The sequence below is a fragment of the Brevibacterium sp. SMBL_HHYL_HB1 genome (genome assembly GCF_018208375.1).
In the GTDB taxonomy this organism is placed as follows: domain Bacteria; phylum Actinomycetota; class Actinomycetes; order Actinomycetales; family Brevibacteriaceae; genus Brevibacterium; species Brevibacterium intestinavium.
The window spans coordinates 2,995,780-3,013,016 of sequence record NZ_CP062936.1; the positions used below are offsets into that span (position 1 = coordinate 2,995,780).

The window sequence follows — 17,237 nt, forward strand, 5'->3', positions numbered from 1 at the left end:
GGATCGCCCTGCTCAGAGGTGCTGCCAGTCGGGTTTGTTCTCGAAGGCGTGACGGTAGTAGTCGCCCAGCTGGAGCCTGGAGGCGGCCGCATCGTCGACGAGCACGGTCACGTGCGGATGCATCTGCAGCACCGTCGCCGGCCACATCGCCGACACCGGCCCTTCGATCATCTGATGCACCGCTTCGGCTTTGCCTCCTCCGGTGGCCACGAGCACGAGGTGCCTGGCCTCCATGATCGTGCCCAGCCCCTGCGTCAGACACAGGCTGGGCACCTGGTCGACGTCGCCGTCGAAGAAGCGCGCATTGTCGACCCTCGTCTGGTACGTCAGGGACTTCACCCGGGTGCGTGAGGCCAGGGACGACCCCGGTTCGTTGAACGCGATGTGCCCATCGGTGCCGATGCCCAGGATCTGCAGGTCGATCCCGCCCGCCTCGGCGATCTTCTGCTCGTACCCCGCCGAGGCGGCCGCCAGGTCCTCGGCGGAACCGTCGGGACCGTGGACGGCCTCCTCGGCGAAGTCCACGCGAGTCGCGATCTCCGTGTCGATGACGTTGCGGTAGCGTTCCGGATGGTCGGCGGCGATGCCGACGTATTCGTCGAGCATGAACGCCTGCGCGTGGGCGAAGGACAGGCCCTGCCTCTCGTGGCGGGCGGCGAGCTCATCGTAGATGCGCAGCGGACTCGAACCGGTCGCCAGCCCGAGGACCGGGGCGGTCTCGGTGCGCAGCAGACGCTCGATCGCATCGGCAGCCAGCTGCGCCAGCTTGTGTTCGTCGGCGATGACAACTTCCATCGGGTCTCCGTCCTCTTCCTGTTCGACGCCGTCAGTGGTCCGCGGAGCTTCTCTGGTCGAGCGCGCGCATGATCGGCTCGTAGTGCGCGGCGATCGCGGTCCGGAAGGCCTCGGCGTCGCCGGACTCCGCGGCCTCGAGCATGAGCCCATGGGCTCGTGCGGTCTGTTCCAGGTCGGCGGCCACGGCGACGTTGAGCTTCGGCAGCACCGCTGTGTGCACATCCCAGAAGGCCGCGACCAGCTGGCCGACGAGCGAATTGTCCAGCCGGGCCAGCAGACCTGTGTGGAAGGCTCGATCCTGCTGCGGGAAGGATCTGCCGTCGGCGGCCATGGCGACCATCTCGTCGACGAGCGCCGACAGTTCGGGGTTCGAGGTGCCCTCCAGGGCGTCGACGATCTGCTGGGACATTCCGTGGTCGAGCGCCTGACGGACCTCGACGACGTCGCGCAGCGCGCAGACATCGTCACCGGGGCTCAGGACCCCGCGGAAGACGAGGGCCTCGACCAGGGCGTCCAAGGACATCTGGCCCACATAGGTTCCGTGACCGTGACGGACGTCGACGATGTCGAGTGTCGTAAGCTTGCGAATGGCTTCTCTCACGTTCGACCGCGACACTCCGAGGCGGGCGCACAGCTCACCCTCGGTGGGCAGCAGGTCGCCGGGGCGCAGCCCGTCGGCGAGGATGAGATCCTTGATCCGGTCGGAGGTCGTGACCTTCCGACCGGTCGCTGCCGCCTCCGTCATGAGCACCTTCCACCGATCGTTCCGGGATGAGACACCAGTATACGTCTGACATCAGATGATCGCCTCGGCGCAGACCAGATGCGAGACGGTCGAACCGGCCACCAGCGTCCTTGCCATATGCTCAGGCGGCGACCGCCATTAGGGTGGGAGGCATCAGCGGCCGCATCGCGGCCGACAGACACGACGCATAGGAGCAACCATGACTGGATTCGCGGTCACCATCACCGTAGTCATCGTCATCCTCGTCATCGCCATTCTGCTGTTCGGCAAGCTGCGCACGAGCCTGTTCTTCACGGTGAAGACGCAGGAGAACGTCATCGTCGAACGGTTCGGGAAGTTCAAGAAGGTCGCGAAGCCGGGACTGAACTTCAAGATGCCCCTTGTCGAGACGACGAGCAAGCCGATCTCCCTGCGCGTCCAGCAGCTCGAGGTCAACATCGAGTCGAAGACGAAGGACAACGTCTTCGTCACCGTGCCGGTCGCCGTCCAGTACGTCGTCGAAGAGGACAACGTCGCCGACGCCTACTACCGACTGGCGAACTCCGAGGAGCAGATCCGCTCCTATGTCTTCGACACCGTCCGCTCCGCGCTGTCGGGTCTGACGCTGGATACGGCATTCGAGTCGAAGGACGACATCGCGGAGAACGTCGAGCGCAGACTCTCGGAGTCGATGCGACGCTACGGGTTCAAGATCGTGAGCACGCTCGTCACGGACATCACTCCCGATCCGAAGGTGCGCGACTCGATGAACTCGATCAACGCCGCCCAGCGCGACCGGGTCGCCGCGCAGTCGCTGGCCGAGGCCGACAAGATCAAACGCGTCACCCAGGCGGAGGCCGAGTCCGAGGCGATGCGCCTGCACGGCGAAGGTGTGGCCTCGCAGCGCAAGGCGATCGCCAACGGCATCGCCGAGCAGTATGCCAAGCTCAAGGAGGTCGGCATCGACAAGACCGCCGAGCAGCTGCTGATGATGACCCAGTACTTCGACACCATGCAGAACGTGGCCCAGGAGGGCCGGTCGAACGTGCTGTTCATGCCCTCGAACCCCGGCGGACAGGGCGAGATGGGCCAGGAGATCCGCAACGCCCTGTTCGCCGCCAACGCCGCCGAGGACGGTGCCACACTCAATGCGCCGGAGTCCCGGTACACCTCGAGCCACCGCTCGGATCGCGAGGATGTCCCGCCGCAGCCGACGACGCCGCCGAGCTCGGGCGGATCCGATCAGCCGAACGCGCAGTCACTGAAGTCGAGAGCAAAGTCGATCGCCCAGCAGTGGACGAACTCACAGCAGCCTCCGCAGGACCCACAGCAATGATCCACCGCTGACCCGCATCGCGGGACCGGGCCCGGCCACGGACCGGCCCCGCAGCGCACCACCGACGAAAGGACGAATCATGAGGGCTCTCTACACCGCAGAAGCACTGGCCACCGGCGAAGGCCGCGACGGCCACGGCCGCACGAGCGACGGACGGGTCGATGTCGATCTCGCCACCCCCACGGACATGGGCGGCAGCGGCAACGGCACGAATCCCGAGCAGCTCTTCGCGGTCGGCTACGCGGCCTGCTTTCACTCGGCGCTGCGTCTCGTGGCGGGTCAGACCAAGGCGAATATCGAGGACTCCTCGGTCGGCTCCCGCGTGAGCATCGGCAAGGACAATGAGGGCGGCTTCCAGCTCGCCGTCGAACTCGAGGTCACCCTCCCACACCTCGTCAAGGCCGAGGCTCAGGCGTTGGCCGACAAGGCTCACAGGGTATGCCCGTACTCCAACGCCACCCGCGGCAACATCGACGTCACGATCACCGTCACCGACGACTGACCGGCGCACGTGCCTGACCGTCGCACATGCCTGACCGTCGCCCACGCCTGAGGGGCGGGTGAAGATCTCTCTTCACCCGCCCCTCAGCCGTATTCGGACCGGCTGAGCCTCAGCGCTGTGCCATCGCCTCGAGCGCGGACTTCTCGACCGCCTCGGCGACGGCCGGCGCCACACGGGAGTCGAGCGCACCGGGAACCACATAACCGGGCTCCAGGTCCTCGCCGACGAGATCGGCGATCGCCCGCGCGGCCGCGAGCTTCATATCATCGGTGATCTCGTGGGCATCGGCGTCGAGCGCCCCGCGGAAGATCCCGGGGAACGCGAGCACGTTGTTGATCTGGTTCGGGAAGTCGCTGCGGCCGGTGGCCACCACGGTGGCGTACTTCGTCGCGACGTCGGGGGCCACCTCGGGGGTGGGGTTCGACAGGGCGAAGATGATCGCGTCGTCGGCCATCCTGGCCAGATGAGCCTCGTCGATGGTGCCGCCGGAGACGCCGATGAAGGCATCGGCACCGTCGAGGGCCTCGCCGATCCCGCCGGAGACACCGCGCGGGTTCGTCGCCGAGGCGATGGCCTGCTTCGTCTCGGACAGGTCGGAGCGGCCGGATTCGATGACGCCCTTGGAATCGAGGACGACGACATCGGTGACACCGGCGTCGGCGAGGATCTTCGCCACGGCCACGCCTGCCGCCCCTGCCCCGGAGACGACGACCCGGATCGCGTCGAAGGGCTTGTCGACCACGCGCAGCGCGTTCGTCAGCGCCGCGAGGACGACGACGGCGGTGCCGTGCTGGTCATCGTGCATGACCGGGATGTCGAGGGCTTCCTTGACGCGGTCCTCGATCTCGAAGCAGCGCGGCGCCGAGATGTCTTCGAGGTTGACCGCGCCGAAGGTCGGGGCCATGCGGACGATGGTCTCGACGATCTCATCGGTGTCGTTGGTGTCGAGCACGATCGGGATGGCATTGATGCCGGAGAAGCTCTTGAACAGGGCGCACTTGCCCTCCATCACCGGCAGCGAGGCGGCCGGGCCGATATCGCCGAGGCCGAGCACGGCCGAACCGTCGGAGACGACCGCGACGAGGCGGCCGGTCCAGGTGTGCGTGCGCGCCATCTGCGGTTCGTCCTTGATCGCAGTGCAGACCTTGGCCACGCCCGGTGTGTAGGCGATCGAGAGATCCCGCTGAGTCTCCAGCGGACTCGTGAGCTCGGCGGACAGCTTGCCACCTTCGTGCGCGGCGAAGATCTCTTCATCGGTGATCGGAGCCTGCGAGTTCTGGTCGGATGAGGTGGTGTTCTGGGCGGTGGTCGTCATGGTGGATCCTCGTGGTCGTGCGACGGCAGGGTCGAGCCGATGCCGTCGGCTGTGATCGTCGAACCGCCGGGGCCCGAAAGGTGTCTCGACCCGCTTGGGCCTCTCGACCCGCAGTGGGCGTCGACCCGCTGGGGGCGTTCCAGCCGGCAGGGGCGTCTCAGCCTGCATGGGCGTGAGACCGGCGGTCGTAACGAAGAACTCGTCACCAGTGAAGGTTGAGCGGTGACGTCCGCGCGACCCGTGATGCTGACCCTAGGTGAAGGGCGACACGGTTGCGCGCTGTGCGGATACGGCTCGCATGAGGCGAGTACCGACCTCGTGGGTCGCATCCGGCAACCCGAACAGCATAACCGATGCCTGCATCCATTTCACGCAAAAATTCGTCAAAATCCGCGACGGCGAACCGCCTGGATGGCATATTCTCCAGACCTTTGGACGGTCTCGGCGGTGACGTCGAGCCTGCACGAGGGCGCGAGGAAGGCTGGTCACGCCCGTGGGGATCGTCCGGAATCGGTTGGCCTCGTCCCCTGGGTACGGGGTCGGATGACTGCAGCCCGATATTCGCCGAGGCGGCTCCGTGGTCTTCATGTCAGTGCCGTGTGCAACGATGGACAGACAACGAAATCACATAGCGGACGAACTCGAGAACTATTCGAAGATATTCTCTTTTTACTATAGTAATTCGAACTTTGATGATCTAACATAGAGTTAGAAGCTTTTCAAATCAGCTCCACCCCCGACAACGAAGTCCGAGGCAGGTGAAAACGCCATGAAGAGCACCACTGACCAACCAGGCCCGTCGCACGAGGCCGAGCCGACCCAGCCGTCACCCCGTTATGCCATCCGCTTCGAATCGAGCATGACCCGGTTCGCGGAGCTCACCGCCGCCTCGGACCGCGCACACTTCGCGGTCCTCGAATCAGCCGCCGGAGTGGTGCTCGAGCAGATTCTGCTCAACCTCGACTTCGCCGTGCCGGACGGTTCCGGCCCCTTCCGCTGCGAGACGATCGCGGGAACACTGGCCCGCCACAACGCAGGTGCCGAAGGCGAGGACGCTCCCCGCGTCCGAACCGCCGACGCACCTTCGACGGCGGTCGTCGTCTACGACGGCGCATTCGCCCGCGCACAGAAGGCCGCGGCCGAAGAAGCCGCCCGACAGGCGCTTCCGGAGTTTCCCGAGTTCGATTCCCGCACGTGCTTCGCGACGTGGGTCTACGAGAACGTGGCGTCCGAGGACCTGCTCGAGATCTCGACGGCGCTCGGCACCAACACGCCCCGCACCTACCGCCAGCTGTCGGAGGCGATGACGATCCTCTATGGTCTCCCCCGCTTCGCCGACAGGGTCCGCTCGGGCGAATTCACCCACGCCCACATCACTGTCGTGTCCCAGCTGTGCCGCAACCTCGCCTTCGCCCACCTGCCGGAAGTCGATTCCTTCCTGGCCACCAAGCGGGCCGACACCACGTGCGAGACGCTGCGTCGGGCGCTGAGCAAGAAGATCAGCCTCCTCGTGCCGCCGATCGACTTGACCGAGATGGCCACGACGCGCCGCCGCGTCGATGTCGAAGGAAGCAAGGACGGCTCGGCCAGCCTCATCGTGAGCGGACCCTCGGCCGAGATCTACTCCTGCTACAACCGCATCCGGGCCATGGCGCGTGCCGTCCACGGAAAGAACAAGACGACGTTCAATCTGCCTGCGGGGATGGAACTCAACGACGACCGGACCATCGACCAGCTCCAGTACGACCTGCTGATCAGGCCGGTCCCCGAACTCAGCGTCAAGGTCGTCTCCGTCGACCCGGTCACCGGTATACAGACCACGAGCGAGGCTCCGCTGCTCGATGACGACGGCGAGATCGCGCCCGGGGTGGACTCAGACGCCGGGCTCGCGGACTTCGCCGAAACGGTGGCACGGACAGCACCCACGCACTCCGGCTCGGCCGGGCCTTCGTCCGCGAGCTCGGGCACGACAGCGCAGACGCATGCGAACGCCGAGCAGTCCGACGACCGCTCAATCGGCTCGGCTTTCCGCCCCGACTCCGGGGACGGCTTCGGCCCCGTCGAGTATTGGGTGAAGCTGCGCATGCCCACCAGCCAGTGGTGGCTGTCGCAGCAGGCCGCCACCGTCGCAACCGTCCCCTTCCTCACCCTGACCGGTGATTCGGACCTGCCCGGCACTCTGGACGACGGCTCACCGATTCCCGCCGAGGTGGCTCGCACGATCGCCGGTCGGTCGAAGACCATCCAGCGGATCCTCACCGATCCGGCCACCGGCACCCCGCTCGACGCGAAGGCCACGAGCTATCCGGTGCCGAAGGACCTGCGGAAGACCTTGATCGAGCAGTGGAACTGCTGCGCAGCGCCCGGCTGCACGCGGACAGCGGAGAAGTCTGAGATGGACCACGTCATCCCGTTCTTCCACCTCGATCCCCTCAAGGGTGGACTGACACGATTCGGCAACATCCAGCCTGTATGCGCCAAGCACCACGCGCTCAAGACCGCCGGTCTCCTGAGGGTCACTATGCCCAATTCCTGGGAGCTCGACTACGAGTTCAGGCACGGGCTCTCCACCAAGGTCACGCCTCCCGACCAGCCGGTCAACATTGCCCAGGCTCTCGAGTTCGCGGCCTTGGCCGACATGCGCCCGGAACGTTGGCGGGTCCCCCGACAGATGGTTCCACCAGCACCGACGGTGTTGGAGCTGATGCCCGGCGAATCGACGATTCGCCAACGCGACGAGGCCAAACGCCTCGCGGAGGAGAAGTCTGCCAAGAACCGGCGACTGTCGAAAGCCTTTCGGCAGCAGCGGGCAGCGCGACAGCGGTTGATGGTGCAGCGCTGCCTCGATTGGGACAGCGCTGTCTTCCAGCCCTGCCTCCTGCCCGGTTCCAAGGCGTCATCGATGAAGCAGCTGACCGGGAACCGCTATGTCGCGGAATTCGCAGAACGCGCACGCCGTCGAAGCAGGGCCGCGTCCGGCGCACAGGGGGCGACCGGCACAAAAGGGACGGCTGGCGCAAAAGGAGCGACCGAGCGCGCGGTCGCGAGCAGCTCCGCCGGGAAACCCGAGGCCAGCCGGCGGGTCCGTTCGGGACCCACCGATCCCTGGGATGCCCGGTACACCGGCAACCAGGTGAACTGGGACCACGACCTCGAAGTCGATCCCCCACCGTTCTGACCGCGCACCTGCCCAGACGGAACGCGGAGCCCGACCCGGCCAGATTGCGGAGCCCCACCCTGACAGGGACGGAACCCCACTCAGACGATCCACCGCTGATCGCCTCGGCGGGTTAGGCTCGGTGACAGAGCAGGTCGGCCTGCTCTGTCACTGGTTTTGTCTCAGCAGGAGTGGAATATGGGCGTGCTCTATCTGATCCGACACGGACAGGCCTCGTTCGGCACCGACGACTACGACCGACTGTCCGACCTCGGCCACGAGCAGAGCCGTCTCGCCGGCCGACACCTCGGCGGGCAGGGTGTGCACCCCATTCGCATCGTCCACGGGCAGATGCTGCGTCAAAAGCAGACCGCCGAAGGCATCCTCAACGGGCTCGATCCCAAACCGGAAGCGGAGATCGACCCGGGATGGAACGAGTTCAACGCCTGGGAGCTCACCGGTGCATTGGGAGAAATCGATCCGCGGGCGAAGCACGATTCGACCGTCTTCCAAGCCGAGCTGGAACGCGGCTGCGCCCGCTGGGCCGGCGGTGACTTCGACACCGACTACGCAGAGACGTTCTCAGAATTCACGGACAGAGTCGACGGCGCCCTCGACGCCGTGTTCCAAGCGATGGGCTCGGGTGAGTCAACGCTCGTCGTCTCCAGCGCGGGAGCCATCTCCTGGACAGCGACCCGGCTGCTCGGCGGAGACTTCGATCAGTGGATGGCGTTCAACCGAGTGACCATCAACACCGGAATCACGAAGATCATCTCCGGGCGCAATGGCACCAGTCTCATCTCCTTCAACGACCACGGTCATCTGCCGCCGGCCGACGTCACCTACCGGTGAGAGCGGAGCATTTTGAGCTCCGCCGGTGACCACAGACGCTACGGCAGCAGCCCGTGGGAAGCACGGCATCGCGGACCCTCAGCGCGTGCTGGCCTGGTGCAGGGCCACACATGCAGGGGGGCGGAACCGTTAGGGAATCGGTTCCGCCCCCTGCATGTCTCAGAATCGCCTCTGCATCAGACCAGGTCGGATTTCCTGCGCCTCGTCACGAGGAGAGCAATGATTCCGCCCCCGATGAGAATTGCGCCGAGAAGTCCAAACGTCATCGCTCCAGCGGCACCTGTTCTGGGCAGATGAGCACCGTCACTGCCGCTGTCGCTTCCTTCCGTGCTACCGGTCGCGCCGTCGGCTGAGGTGGTGCCGTCAGCCGATGTGCTCGACGCACTGGTCCGCGAATCGGAGTTCTCCGCGTCCGAATCGTCCGCGTCCGGATCCGTGGAGGCGGAGTCGTTACCGCTTAGATCTGCCGAGGCAGAGCGGTCGGAGTCCGAACCCGTTGCGGCGCCGTCGGCACCGTCCGGATCGGCTGTCGCCCCGCTGTCCGGATCGGTCGCGGCATCAGCCGCACCATTGGGGTCCGTTGTTGCGTCTTCCTGACCGACAGGATCGCTCGAAGTATCCTCGTCGTCGCCCGGATCCGTCGCGGCGTCTTCGCTGCCGCTGCTGTCTGGGTCGGTCGCAGCCTCCTCTTCACCGGCCGGATCCGTCGCCCCGTCTTCGTCACCTGCCGGGTCCGTCGCGGCATCCGCCGCACCGTCGGGATCCGCCGACGCGTCCTCTTCTCCGGCCGGATCCGTCGCCCCGTCTTCGTCACCTGCCGGGTCCGTCGCGGCATCCGCCGCACCGTCGGGATCCGCCGACGCGTCTTCCTCACCGGCCGGATCCGCCGACCCGTCTTCGCCACCTGCCGGGTCCGTCGCGGCATCCGCCTCGCCATTGGGATCTGCTGAGGCATCCCCGTCAGGATCGGCACCGGCTTCCTTCTCATTGACGATGTCGGAGAAGGCTGCCTCTCGCTTCTCACCGCTGATCGTCACGGTCTGGGTCTCATCCGCAAGTACGTATCCCTCGGGAGCGCTGGTCTCCTTGATCGTGTAATCGCCCCAAGCCAGGTCGGTCACTTCGAACTGTCCGGCCGCCTCATCGGCGTCGAGCTCTCCGTTGTCGGCCACGACGAAGTCTCTTCCGTCGGGCCCGGTGAGTGTGAATTCCGCGCCGGCGAGGGCCTTACCGTCCTCGTCGACCTTCTTCCAGCTCAGTGCACCGGGGATCTGCTCATTGATGATCTGGCAGGCGACGATCGCGTCCGTGTCGACTGTCTCAGTCAGTTCGAAACCGTCTGCGATGTTCTTCGTGCCGATTTCACGCCCGTCTGCGGTGCAGACTGCGTTCGCCCCAGACTGCGGCTGCAGCCGGTACCCCTCTTGCTGTTCTTCAGAGGCTTGCACCCCCTCGGCCGGGGTCTTGAGCTTGAAGCTCACCGTTCCGTCAGCATTGGTGGTCTTCTCAACTCCATCGACCGAGTCCGGAGACGAAATCGTCCAGCCCTCACCTCGATATACGTCGGTGCTTTCGCCGTGCTCGCCGGCGCCTGGATCGATCAGCTTGGTGACGTTGAGAGACCCACGGCAGCTCTTCGTGGCGATTTCGCGAAGCTGTTCGGTCAGCCCCGAGTAGTCGGAGATCACGTAGTAGTCGTCGCCCGCTGTCTGGCCGGAGACCAACTTGATATTGTCCTCGTTGATCCCGCTGCCCACACCCAGTCCGACGATCTTGGTTCCCTGCGACTTCAGCTCGTTCGCTGATTCGATGGCCTTGTCGATGTCGATCTGATCGGTCCGCGTGCCGCGATCGGTGTTGCCTCTCTCGGATCCCGGTACCCCGTATGCCGTGGGTTTGCCGTCAGTGACGAACAGAACCAGATCGTGATGCGCGGCATTGAGCTGCCCGAGACCGCGGTCCCAGTTCGTGCCTCCCGAGTCCTGGGGAACTCGGCGGAGGGCATCGATCTGTTCGTTCAACTCACTCACGGAATCCGCAGTCGACACGGAGGTGGCGGCGATCGGATCGTTGGTTCCGTCGGGACCGAAGGTTGCGAAGGAGTTGACCGATACTCTGCTGGGAGTTCCGGTGAGACCGCTGGCCACAGCTTTGGCGGCCTTTTTCGAATCATCGACGTCACGATCGGACAGAGAGTTCGACAGGTCGAGGACCACTCCGATGTCGAGCCCGCACCTATCTGCCAATGAGGGGTTCGGCTGGGGCTCGGGCGCTGCCTGCGCAGGTGCGACGGCAGCGCCGAGGAACGCGAACGTGGCAAGGACGGACGAGGCGAGGACCGCCGCTCCGTGCTTCGCCAGGGGATGTCGCCGTAGGGACAAGGGAACTCCTTCGGAAAGGGCCCCCTGCCTGCATGTTCGCTCGTCGAAACACAGGCGAGGGGAGGTGCTGAATATGGTCGGTGAAGTGGCCCTGCAGCCACGTGGTTCTGCAGGGCCGCCTCGGATGAGTCCGGGGACTCGGAGGGGCCCGAATCGGCCGTCGTGAAACCGCCGGTCCGGTTATGGATCGGCCTTGGGTATCGACCTCTCCATAGACTGAGACCCGCGTGCGGGCGCTTTCGTTCGCGAGTTCTGAAAGTTTTTCATTCGCACGGCACAACCCCCTGGTTCGGCCTCGGACAGTCGATCGGCATCGCCTCCGGTGAACGTCGCCGCCCCGGCAGAGTGCGAGTGTTTGGGAAGCTGAGAATTCCTCCTGTAGAGTTTCAGCACTCCCCTGATCAGCCCCGAACTGTTCCCCGAATCACAGTTGAGGTTTCATAATGCAGATTCAACAACGACGTCCTTATTGCTCTTTCGAAGCACAGATCCGATGACCGAGGCATGGCATCCATCGGACGAGCATCCCCACACGGCTTTCGGACTTCCCCAATCGGACAACGAGCTCAGCGACTCCGTCCTCTGTGCCCGCATTCGCCGTCATCGACCTGATTCGCCTGCCGGACGAGCGGCCTTCGGCGAACTCTATGCGCGGCACCAGCTGCCCGCGCTTCACTTCGCTCTGCGCCTCAACCGTGATCGCAGTCGCGCCGAGGATGCCGTCGCCGAGGCCTTCGCCAAAATCTGGCGCGCGTGGGGACAGGGCGGTGGACCCGATGAGTCGTTCAAGCCGTATCTCATGGCCGCCGTGCGCTCCGAATCGTACCGACGCACTGCGACGACCCGTGCCACCACAACCGTTGAGCCGGATGTGCTGGCGTTCCTCGCCGACAGCGAACCGGGTGACCACGCCGCCGAGGTGGCTGAGCGGGATCAGCTCGGCCGTGCGTTCAAGGCCCTCCCCGACACCTGGCAGAAGGCCCTCACGCTCATCGACATCGACGGCACACCGACGGCCGAAGCGGCCGAAGCCATGGGATTGTCGCCGAATTCCTTCAGTTCGCTCCTCCGTCGCGCCAGGGAGGGTCTGCGGGTCGCCTACCTTCAGGAACACGTCGAACCGAGCCCGCCCGAATGCGCTGAGCATTCCTCTGAGCTCGCACGCTTCGTCCGTCACCAGCTGAGCCCGAAACGCTCAGAGGCGCTCGAGGCTCATCTCGCTCAGTGCAGTCACTGCCGTGGTCAGTCCTTCAGGCTCCGAAGCCTCAACACGACCTTCCAGGCGTGGATCACGCCCGCTGCCCTTGCCGCCGCGCTCATCGAGATCGGCCACTTCCCCGAGGGGGCATCGGTGCTGGCAGCAGGCAGCTCCACGACCGCCTTCGGCACCACTACGGGAGCCCCCGGAGGAAGCACGAGTGGGTTAGCGACCGGAGGCGGCACTGCGGCCAACACGACCGGGGTCGCGGCCGGAGCCTCGGCTCTCAAAGTCACAATCGCGAGTATCGCCGCCACTGCTGCCATCGCGGCCGGCGCCGTGAGCATCATCGACTTTGAGAGCGATCCCGCCCAGCAGCCCGCGAATGCGGCTGAGACTTCATCGGCCTCGGCCCCGTCGCCGAAAACGTCCCTTCCGACGTCTTCATCGCAACCGACAGTGCCCGGCAGCGGGAGCGAGGGGCCCAGCAGCGAGAAGCAGAGTTCCGGCAAACCCCACGAAGATACCGAGCCCGAACACTCCGCACCTGCCAGCGAAGGTCGGACTCCGGCCGCGCACGAAGACGGACAGACACCGGAGGCGCAAGCGGAAACGCGGACGCCGGATGACCAGGGGCACGCGCCTGTCCCGGACGACCGAGATCGGGCTGAGGACGAGGCGGACGAACAGGAGTCCGCCGAGGCTGAGCCTGAATCTCCTTCACCTGAGCGGACCGACGACACTGCCGCACCAACACCGAGCGCTGTTCCGACGACTGCGAGCGATCCCAGCCCTACGCCGACCAGCACCGACGTTGACGTTCCTGAGCCGACCAGCACTTCCTCGTCCCCACCCGAGCCGGACTCCGATGCGGGAGCGGTGAGTGACGGCGCATCGGACGCAGATGGTTCCGATGCTTCGGATTCTGCCGATGCCTCAGACGATGGTGGAGACGATGACGGGTCCCACTGTCACGACTTCGGCTGGTGGGTGCTCTGCCACTGAGCCTCACAGCCGTTCAGGGCCCACAGCACCAATGCCGCATCTCGGCGGAAGTCAGCCGGGACTGTCTCACCGGCTGCGATGGGCGTGTGCGATGGCCTCGGCCCGACTGCGCACACCGAGCTTGCGGTAGAGCGCGGACAGGCGGTTCTTCAGAGTGCCGGGCACGACCCCGAAATCCTTGGCGATCTGCGCAATGGACTTCGGGGAATCGATCGCGAACAGCAGCGACTGCTCGGCCGAGGTGAGCTCGGTGCCGAAGTCCGGTTCGACCCCCAAGGTCTCGGGCAAGTCGAGCAGCCGCCTCTGCAACTCGGCCGCGGTCACGCCGCCGGAGCCTGAGGACGCACCGTTGCCGAAGGACCGGGCCAGCCCCTGCCACCCATGATGATCGGCCGAGGCCGAGATGAGCGCCTGCCTGGTCTCCTTCGACAGCTGGGCGACGCCGAGCACCGAGGAGCTGATCGCACAGTAGTCGAGCACATGGACGAACGCCTCGAGAGCCTCGGCCGTGCGGCCTTCGTGATGGAGCAGCTCGACCCGCAGAGCCACGGCACAACTTTTGACCCTGGGCCCGTGATCCCCGCTCAGCGTCTGCGCGGTCGCAGTCCACAGCCGGTCGTGCTGGCCGAATGTCAGGGCCTGCCGAGACTTGATCATCGAGTGTCCAGGACACTGCGGACTCATCTGGTCTCCCAGGTCCTGCAGGATCTTCGTCTCCCCGCGGCGACCAGGACGAAGCCGGCGATGTTGATGATGCCGGACTGCCGCGTGCTCGGGACACCGGCCATCTGGATGAACCTCACGCTCGAACTCTCCGTGAGCATCTTCGCCGCGATCGAGGCACGCCCCTGATACACGCTGCAGAGGCTGTGGGCGATGTCGGGGATCGGACCGAGATACTGCCCGGGCCGCGCCTCGTCGACCTCGGCCAGGATCCGATCAGCGGCGTCGGTGTCGAGCCGGTCGAGTCTGCGCATCGCCTCGATGCACAGGGCGGTGCGCTCGTTCGGCAGCTCCGCCATTCCGAACCCGCGAGCGGACTCCCGCGCCCGCTCCAGGCTGCGGTCCATGTCGGATCCCTGCCCGTGCCCCATGCTCGCCAGAGCCGCCTCGACGAGTCCGGTCAGCAGAGGGTGCGGTGAGTTCGGGGTGTAGATCTCGGCGAACTGGACGACCAGCTGCAGCAGCCTCATCGCTTCCGGGAATCGTCCGGCCACGACCAGGTTCCGGCCATGCTCGAGGTTGAGTTCGGCCTGCAGCATGAGCGTGGCCTCGGGCTCGCCCTCGTCGAGGCTGCGCAGACGTTCCCGTCCGGTCTCGATCGTGTCCAAGGCCGCCTGAGTGTCGAGATTCATCCGGTGCGTGCGGGCCTCGAGCGTGGTCAGCACGGTCACCTCGTCGGCGGTCAGGGCAGTCTCGGCGGTCGACGCCGTCTCGGTGGACAGCAGTCCGTGCAGTCCGGGCACGACGATGCTGTCGAAGTCGGTGGCGGCGACGAGCTCGACCGTGTCATCGCTGCGCAGCCGCCGACGGGTCGAGTCGATGCGACGGGCCGCGCTGCGGGCCAAGGTGCGGACGGGGCTGTCCGCCAGCACGTCCTCGGGAACACCGAGGTAGGTCTCGATGGCCGTGGGCACATCGACGAAGACGTTGACCGAGCGGCGGGCCCACACGCGTTCGAGCACCTTCCAGTTGCTTGTCTCGACGGCGAGGCCGATGGCCTCCGAGAATCCGGACTCATCGGCCGAACGCGGCTGGGCAAGCGCATCGGTGATGGCCGCTCCGAGGGCTTCGCGTGGGTTCTTCGCGGCACAGTCGGCGCCGACTTCGGTGATCCGGCGCATGAGGACGCGAATCAGGGACGGCACCGTGAACACCTCTTCGGTGCCGGCGGCCACGGTGAGCAGCCGTTGCGAGGTCAGCAGTGAGGTGAGCTCTTCGGGCGTGGCCGCAGTCCTCACCTGCCCGGCGGAGAATGCGGCATGGACCAGATCGACCATGGTCGAGGTGATCTGCGGAGTCCAGGCGAACAGAGCGAGCAGGTAGAGCGCTCCGGCCTCGCGGGAGGCGCCGGACACAGTGGGCGTCAGTTCAGGGGCGAGCATCGCCACGGTGCGGTCGGGGTCCGCGTCAGCGATCGGGATGCCCGCCTCGGCGCGGGCGGTGAGGAGGGAATCGGCGATCCGGCTGCGACCGCCGGCTGCGCGGAAGAGCTGGTCGAGCTGGGTCCTGGACAGAGAGGAACCGGACTCGACCGCGGAGGCGAATTCCGTCACCGAGGCGGCGCGAGGTCCGAACTGCGTGTCGAGGGTCGATGATTGCCCAGGTCTGACTTTCACGTGCGGGGATCTTCTCTCTCGTCTCGGCGAGCGCCGAGGTGGCAGCCGGGGAGCTGCGGGGATGGACTGAGGGACGTGCTGTCTCAGATTATGGCACAGCTCGATCGTTACACAACCGATACAACAGCTGACGTTTTTGTTGAATTTTTAATCTATCATTGATTGCTGGAACTCCCCTTCGACATCTGTGGACGTGATAATGACCCAGCAACCTCCTGCGCCGATGAACTACCCCGGCCAGTGGAATCCCACCCAGCCCGCATACGGGCAGCACCAGCCCTTCGTCGGGCAGAAATCGTTTCTCGCCACCTGGCTGCTTTCGTGGCTGCTCGGCGGACTCGGCGCCGATCGCTTCTATCTCGGCAAGATCGGGACCGGCATCCTCAAGCTCATCACCCTCGGCGGCTTGGGCCTGTGGTCCCTCATCGATCTGATCATCACCCTGGTCGGCGCCCAGAAGGACAAGCACGGCCTTCCCCTTCAGGGCTATGACCAGCACAAGAAGATCGCCTGGATCGTCACCGGCATCTTCTTCGTCCTGGGACTCATCATCGGCGGAGTCGCCGCGAACTCGGCTCCGACACCTCAGACGGACGACTCCTCGATCGTCTCGGAGGCCGAAGAGGCCGCCGACGAAGCCCCCGCGGCCGAACCGGAGGAAGAGCCTGCCGACGAACCCGTCGAGGCGGAACCCGCAGCGGAAGAGGAACCTGCCGAGGAAGAGGCCGAAGAGCCGATCGCCGAAGAACCCGCCGAAGAGGAACCCGCGGCTCCGGCCGAAGACGAGGACGATTCGAGTGTTCCTGCCGAGTACACATCCGCTCTGACCAAGGCCGAAACCTACTCGGACATGATGCATATGAGCAAGAAGGGCATCTACGAGCAGCTGACGAGCGAATACGGCGAAGACTTCTCCGACGAGGCCGCGCAGTACGCCATCGACAACGTCGAAGCCGACTGGAACCAGAACGCGCTGGAGAAGGCCCGGAGCTACCAGGACGATATGGCGATGTCTCCTAACGCCATCCATGATCAGCTCACCAGTGAGTACGGTGAACAGTTCACCTCATCCGAGGCCGATTACGCGATCGAGCACCTCAACGACTGAGTCGGCCCAGACCGTGGGCTCCGCCGCCCGTTGACCGGCGCGCAGCCCACAGAAGAGGCGGACGAAGGAATCAGCTCCTTCGTCCGCCTCTTCGCATTTCTGCAACGGACCGTGAGGGTCGACCGGCCCTCGCGGGTCGGCTAGCCCTCGCGGATCAGTTAGCCCTCGCGGATCGTCATCCGGCCGATTCGATCGCCGTCGAGGTCGAAGGCGAACGAGGACCGCCCGTTGGCATAGTTCGATGCCCAGTCACCGATGACGGTGATCCGGTCGCCCTCGGTCGTGACCTCTTCGGGCGTGAGGACGCCGGTGGCTCCGATGAATTCCTTGTCGCTCCAGGCCTTGATGGCCTCACGTCCGGTGAATTCGCGCCCCCAGTCATCGACGACGCCGCCCGAGGTGAAGGCATTGAGGAAGCCCTCCTCGTCGTGGGCGTTGACGACGTCGATGAAGTCGGCGACGACGGCCGGGATCTGCAGTTCTGACATTGCTGCTCCTGATTCTCGTTTCCGGTTGACTGCGCTA

The 17,237-nt window shown here is 65.6% G+C and carries 13 protein-coding genes; 6 read left to right on the forward strand and 7 right to left on the reverse strand.

Translation table 11 applies throughout. The features are described 5' to 3' along the window. Positions 1-12: 12 nt before the first annotated feature. Together nagB and IG171_RS13855 are read right to left on the reverse strand one after the other, a co-directional pair. The gene (nagB, locus tag IG171_RS13850; RefSeq protein WP_212127977.1) at positions 13-795 is read right to left on the reverse strand and encodes a glucosamine-6-phosphate deaminase; all 783 of its coding nucleotides are present in this window, start codon (positions 793-795) and stop codon (positions 13-15) included. 31 nt (positions 796-826) lie between these two features. After that, positions 827-1,540: a GntR family transcriptional regulator gene (locus IG171_RS13855; RefSeq protein WP_212127978.1), complete on the reverse strand. Its 714-nt coding sequence runs from the start codon at positions 1,538-1,540 to the stop codon at positions 827-829. A gap of 199 nt (positions 1,541-1,739) precedes the next feature. On the opposite strand from IG171_RS13855, the gene IG171_RS13860 reads away from it, so the two are divergent. Further along, complete coding sequence (locus IG171_RS13860) at positions 1,740-2,855, forward strand: SPFH domain-containing protein (RefSeq protein WP_212127979.1); 1,116 nt, start codon at positions 1,740-1,742, stop codon at positions 2,853-2,855. A gap of 79 nt (positions 2,856-2,934) precedes the next feature. Continuing rightward, entirely contained in the window at positions 2,935-3,357 is a 423-nt protein-coding gene (locus tag IG171_RS13865) for an organic hydroperoxide resistance protein (RefSeq protein WP_212127980.1), read from the forward strand. 109 nt (positions 3,358-3,466) lie between these two features. On the opposite strand, the gene IG171_RS13870 is transcribed toward IG171_RS13865, so the two are convergent. After that, complete coding sequence (locus tag IG171_RS13870; RefSeq protein ID WP_212127981.1) at positions 3,467-4,672, reverse strand: NADP-dependent malic enzyme; 1,206 nt, start codon at positions 4,670-4,672, stop codon at positions 3,467-3,469. A 769-nt stretch (positions 4,673-5,441) separates the two neighbouring features. Here IG171_RS13870 and IG171_RS13875 point away from each other — a divergent pair. Further along, positions 5,442-7,850, forward strand: a complete 2,409-nt coding sequence (locus IG171_RS13875; protein WP_212127982.1) for an HNH endonuclease signature motif containing protein — start codon at positions 5,442-5,444, stop codon at positions 7,848-7,850. 177 nt (positions 7,851-8,027) lie between these two features. Beyond that, positions 8,028-8,681, forward strand: coding sequence for a histidine phosphatase family protein (locus IG171_RS13880; RefSeq protein WP_212127983.1), 654 nt, complete (start codon positions 8,028-8,030; stop codon positions 8,679-8,681). A 176-nt stretch (positions 8,682-8,857) separates the two neighbouring features. Here IG171_RS13880 and IG171_RS13885 read toward each other — a convergent pair whose 3' ends face one another. Continuing rightward, on the reverse strand, positions 8,858-11,062 hold the full coding sequence (locus IG171_RS13885; RefSeq protein ID WP_212127984.1) for a SpaA isopeptide-forming pilin-related protein: 2,205 nt from the start codon (positions 11,060-11,062) through the stop codon (positions 8,858-8,860). Positions 11,063-11,555: 493 nt separating this feature from the next. Between IG171_RS13885 and IG171_RS13890 the strand changes: the two genes are divergently transcribed. Further along, positions 11,556-13,265 (forward strand): sigma-70 family RNA polymerase sigma factor, encoded by a 1,710-nt coding sequence (locus IG171_RS13890; protein ID WP_212127985.1) that lies wholly within the window; start codon positions 11,556-11,558, stop codon positions 13,263-13,265. Positions 13,266-13,331: 66 nt separating this feature from the next. Here IG171_RS13890 and IG171_RS13895 read toward each other — a convergent pair whose 3' ends face one another. Both IG171_RS13895 and IG171_RS13900 read right to left on the reverse strand, forming a co-directional pair. Beyond that, positions 13,332-13,922, reverse strand: a complete 591-nt coding sequence (locus IG171_RS13895) for a LuxR C-terminal-related transcriptional regulator (protein WP_212127986.1) — start codon at positions 13,920-13,922, stop codon at positions 13,332-13,334. Between the two features lie 23 nt (positions 13,923-13,945). Beyond that, positions 13,946-15,604, reverse strand: coding sequence for a hypothetical protein (locus tag IG171_RS13900; RefSeq protein ID WP_212127987.1), 1,659 nt, complete (start codon positions 15,602-15,604; stop codon positions 13,946-13,948). A 199-nt stretch (positions 15,605-15,803) separates the two neighbouring features. Between IG171_RS13900 and IG171_RS13905 the strand changes: the two genes are divergently transcribed. Then, positions 15,804-16,712, forward strand: coding sequence for an Ltp family lipoprotein (locus IG171_RS13905; protein WP_249203704.1), 909 nt, complete (start codon positions 15,804-15,806; stop codon positions 16,710-16,712). Between the two features lie 158 nt (positions 16,713-16,870). Here the strand turns inward: IG171_RS13905 and IG171_RS13910 are convergent, their stop codons facing one another. Continuing rightward, the gene (locus IG171_RS13910; protein ID WP_212127988.1) at positions 16,871-17,200 is read right to left on the reverse strand and encodes a nuclear transport factor 2 family protein; all 330 of its coding nucleotides are present in this window, start codon (positions 17,198-17,200) and stop codon (positions 16,871-16,873) included. Between the last annotated feature and the right edge of the window lie 37 nt (positions 17,201-17,237).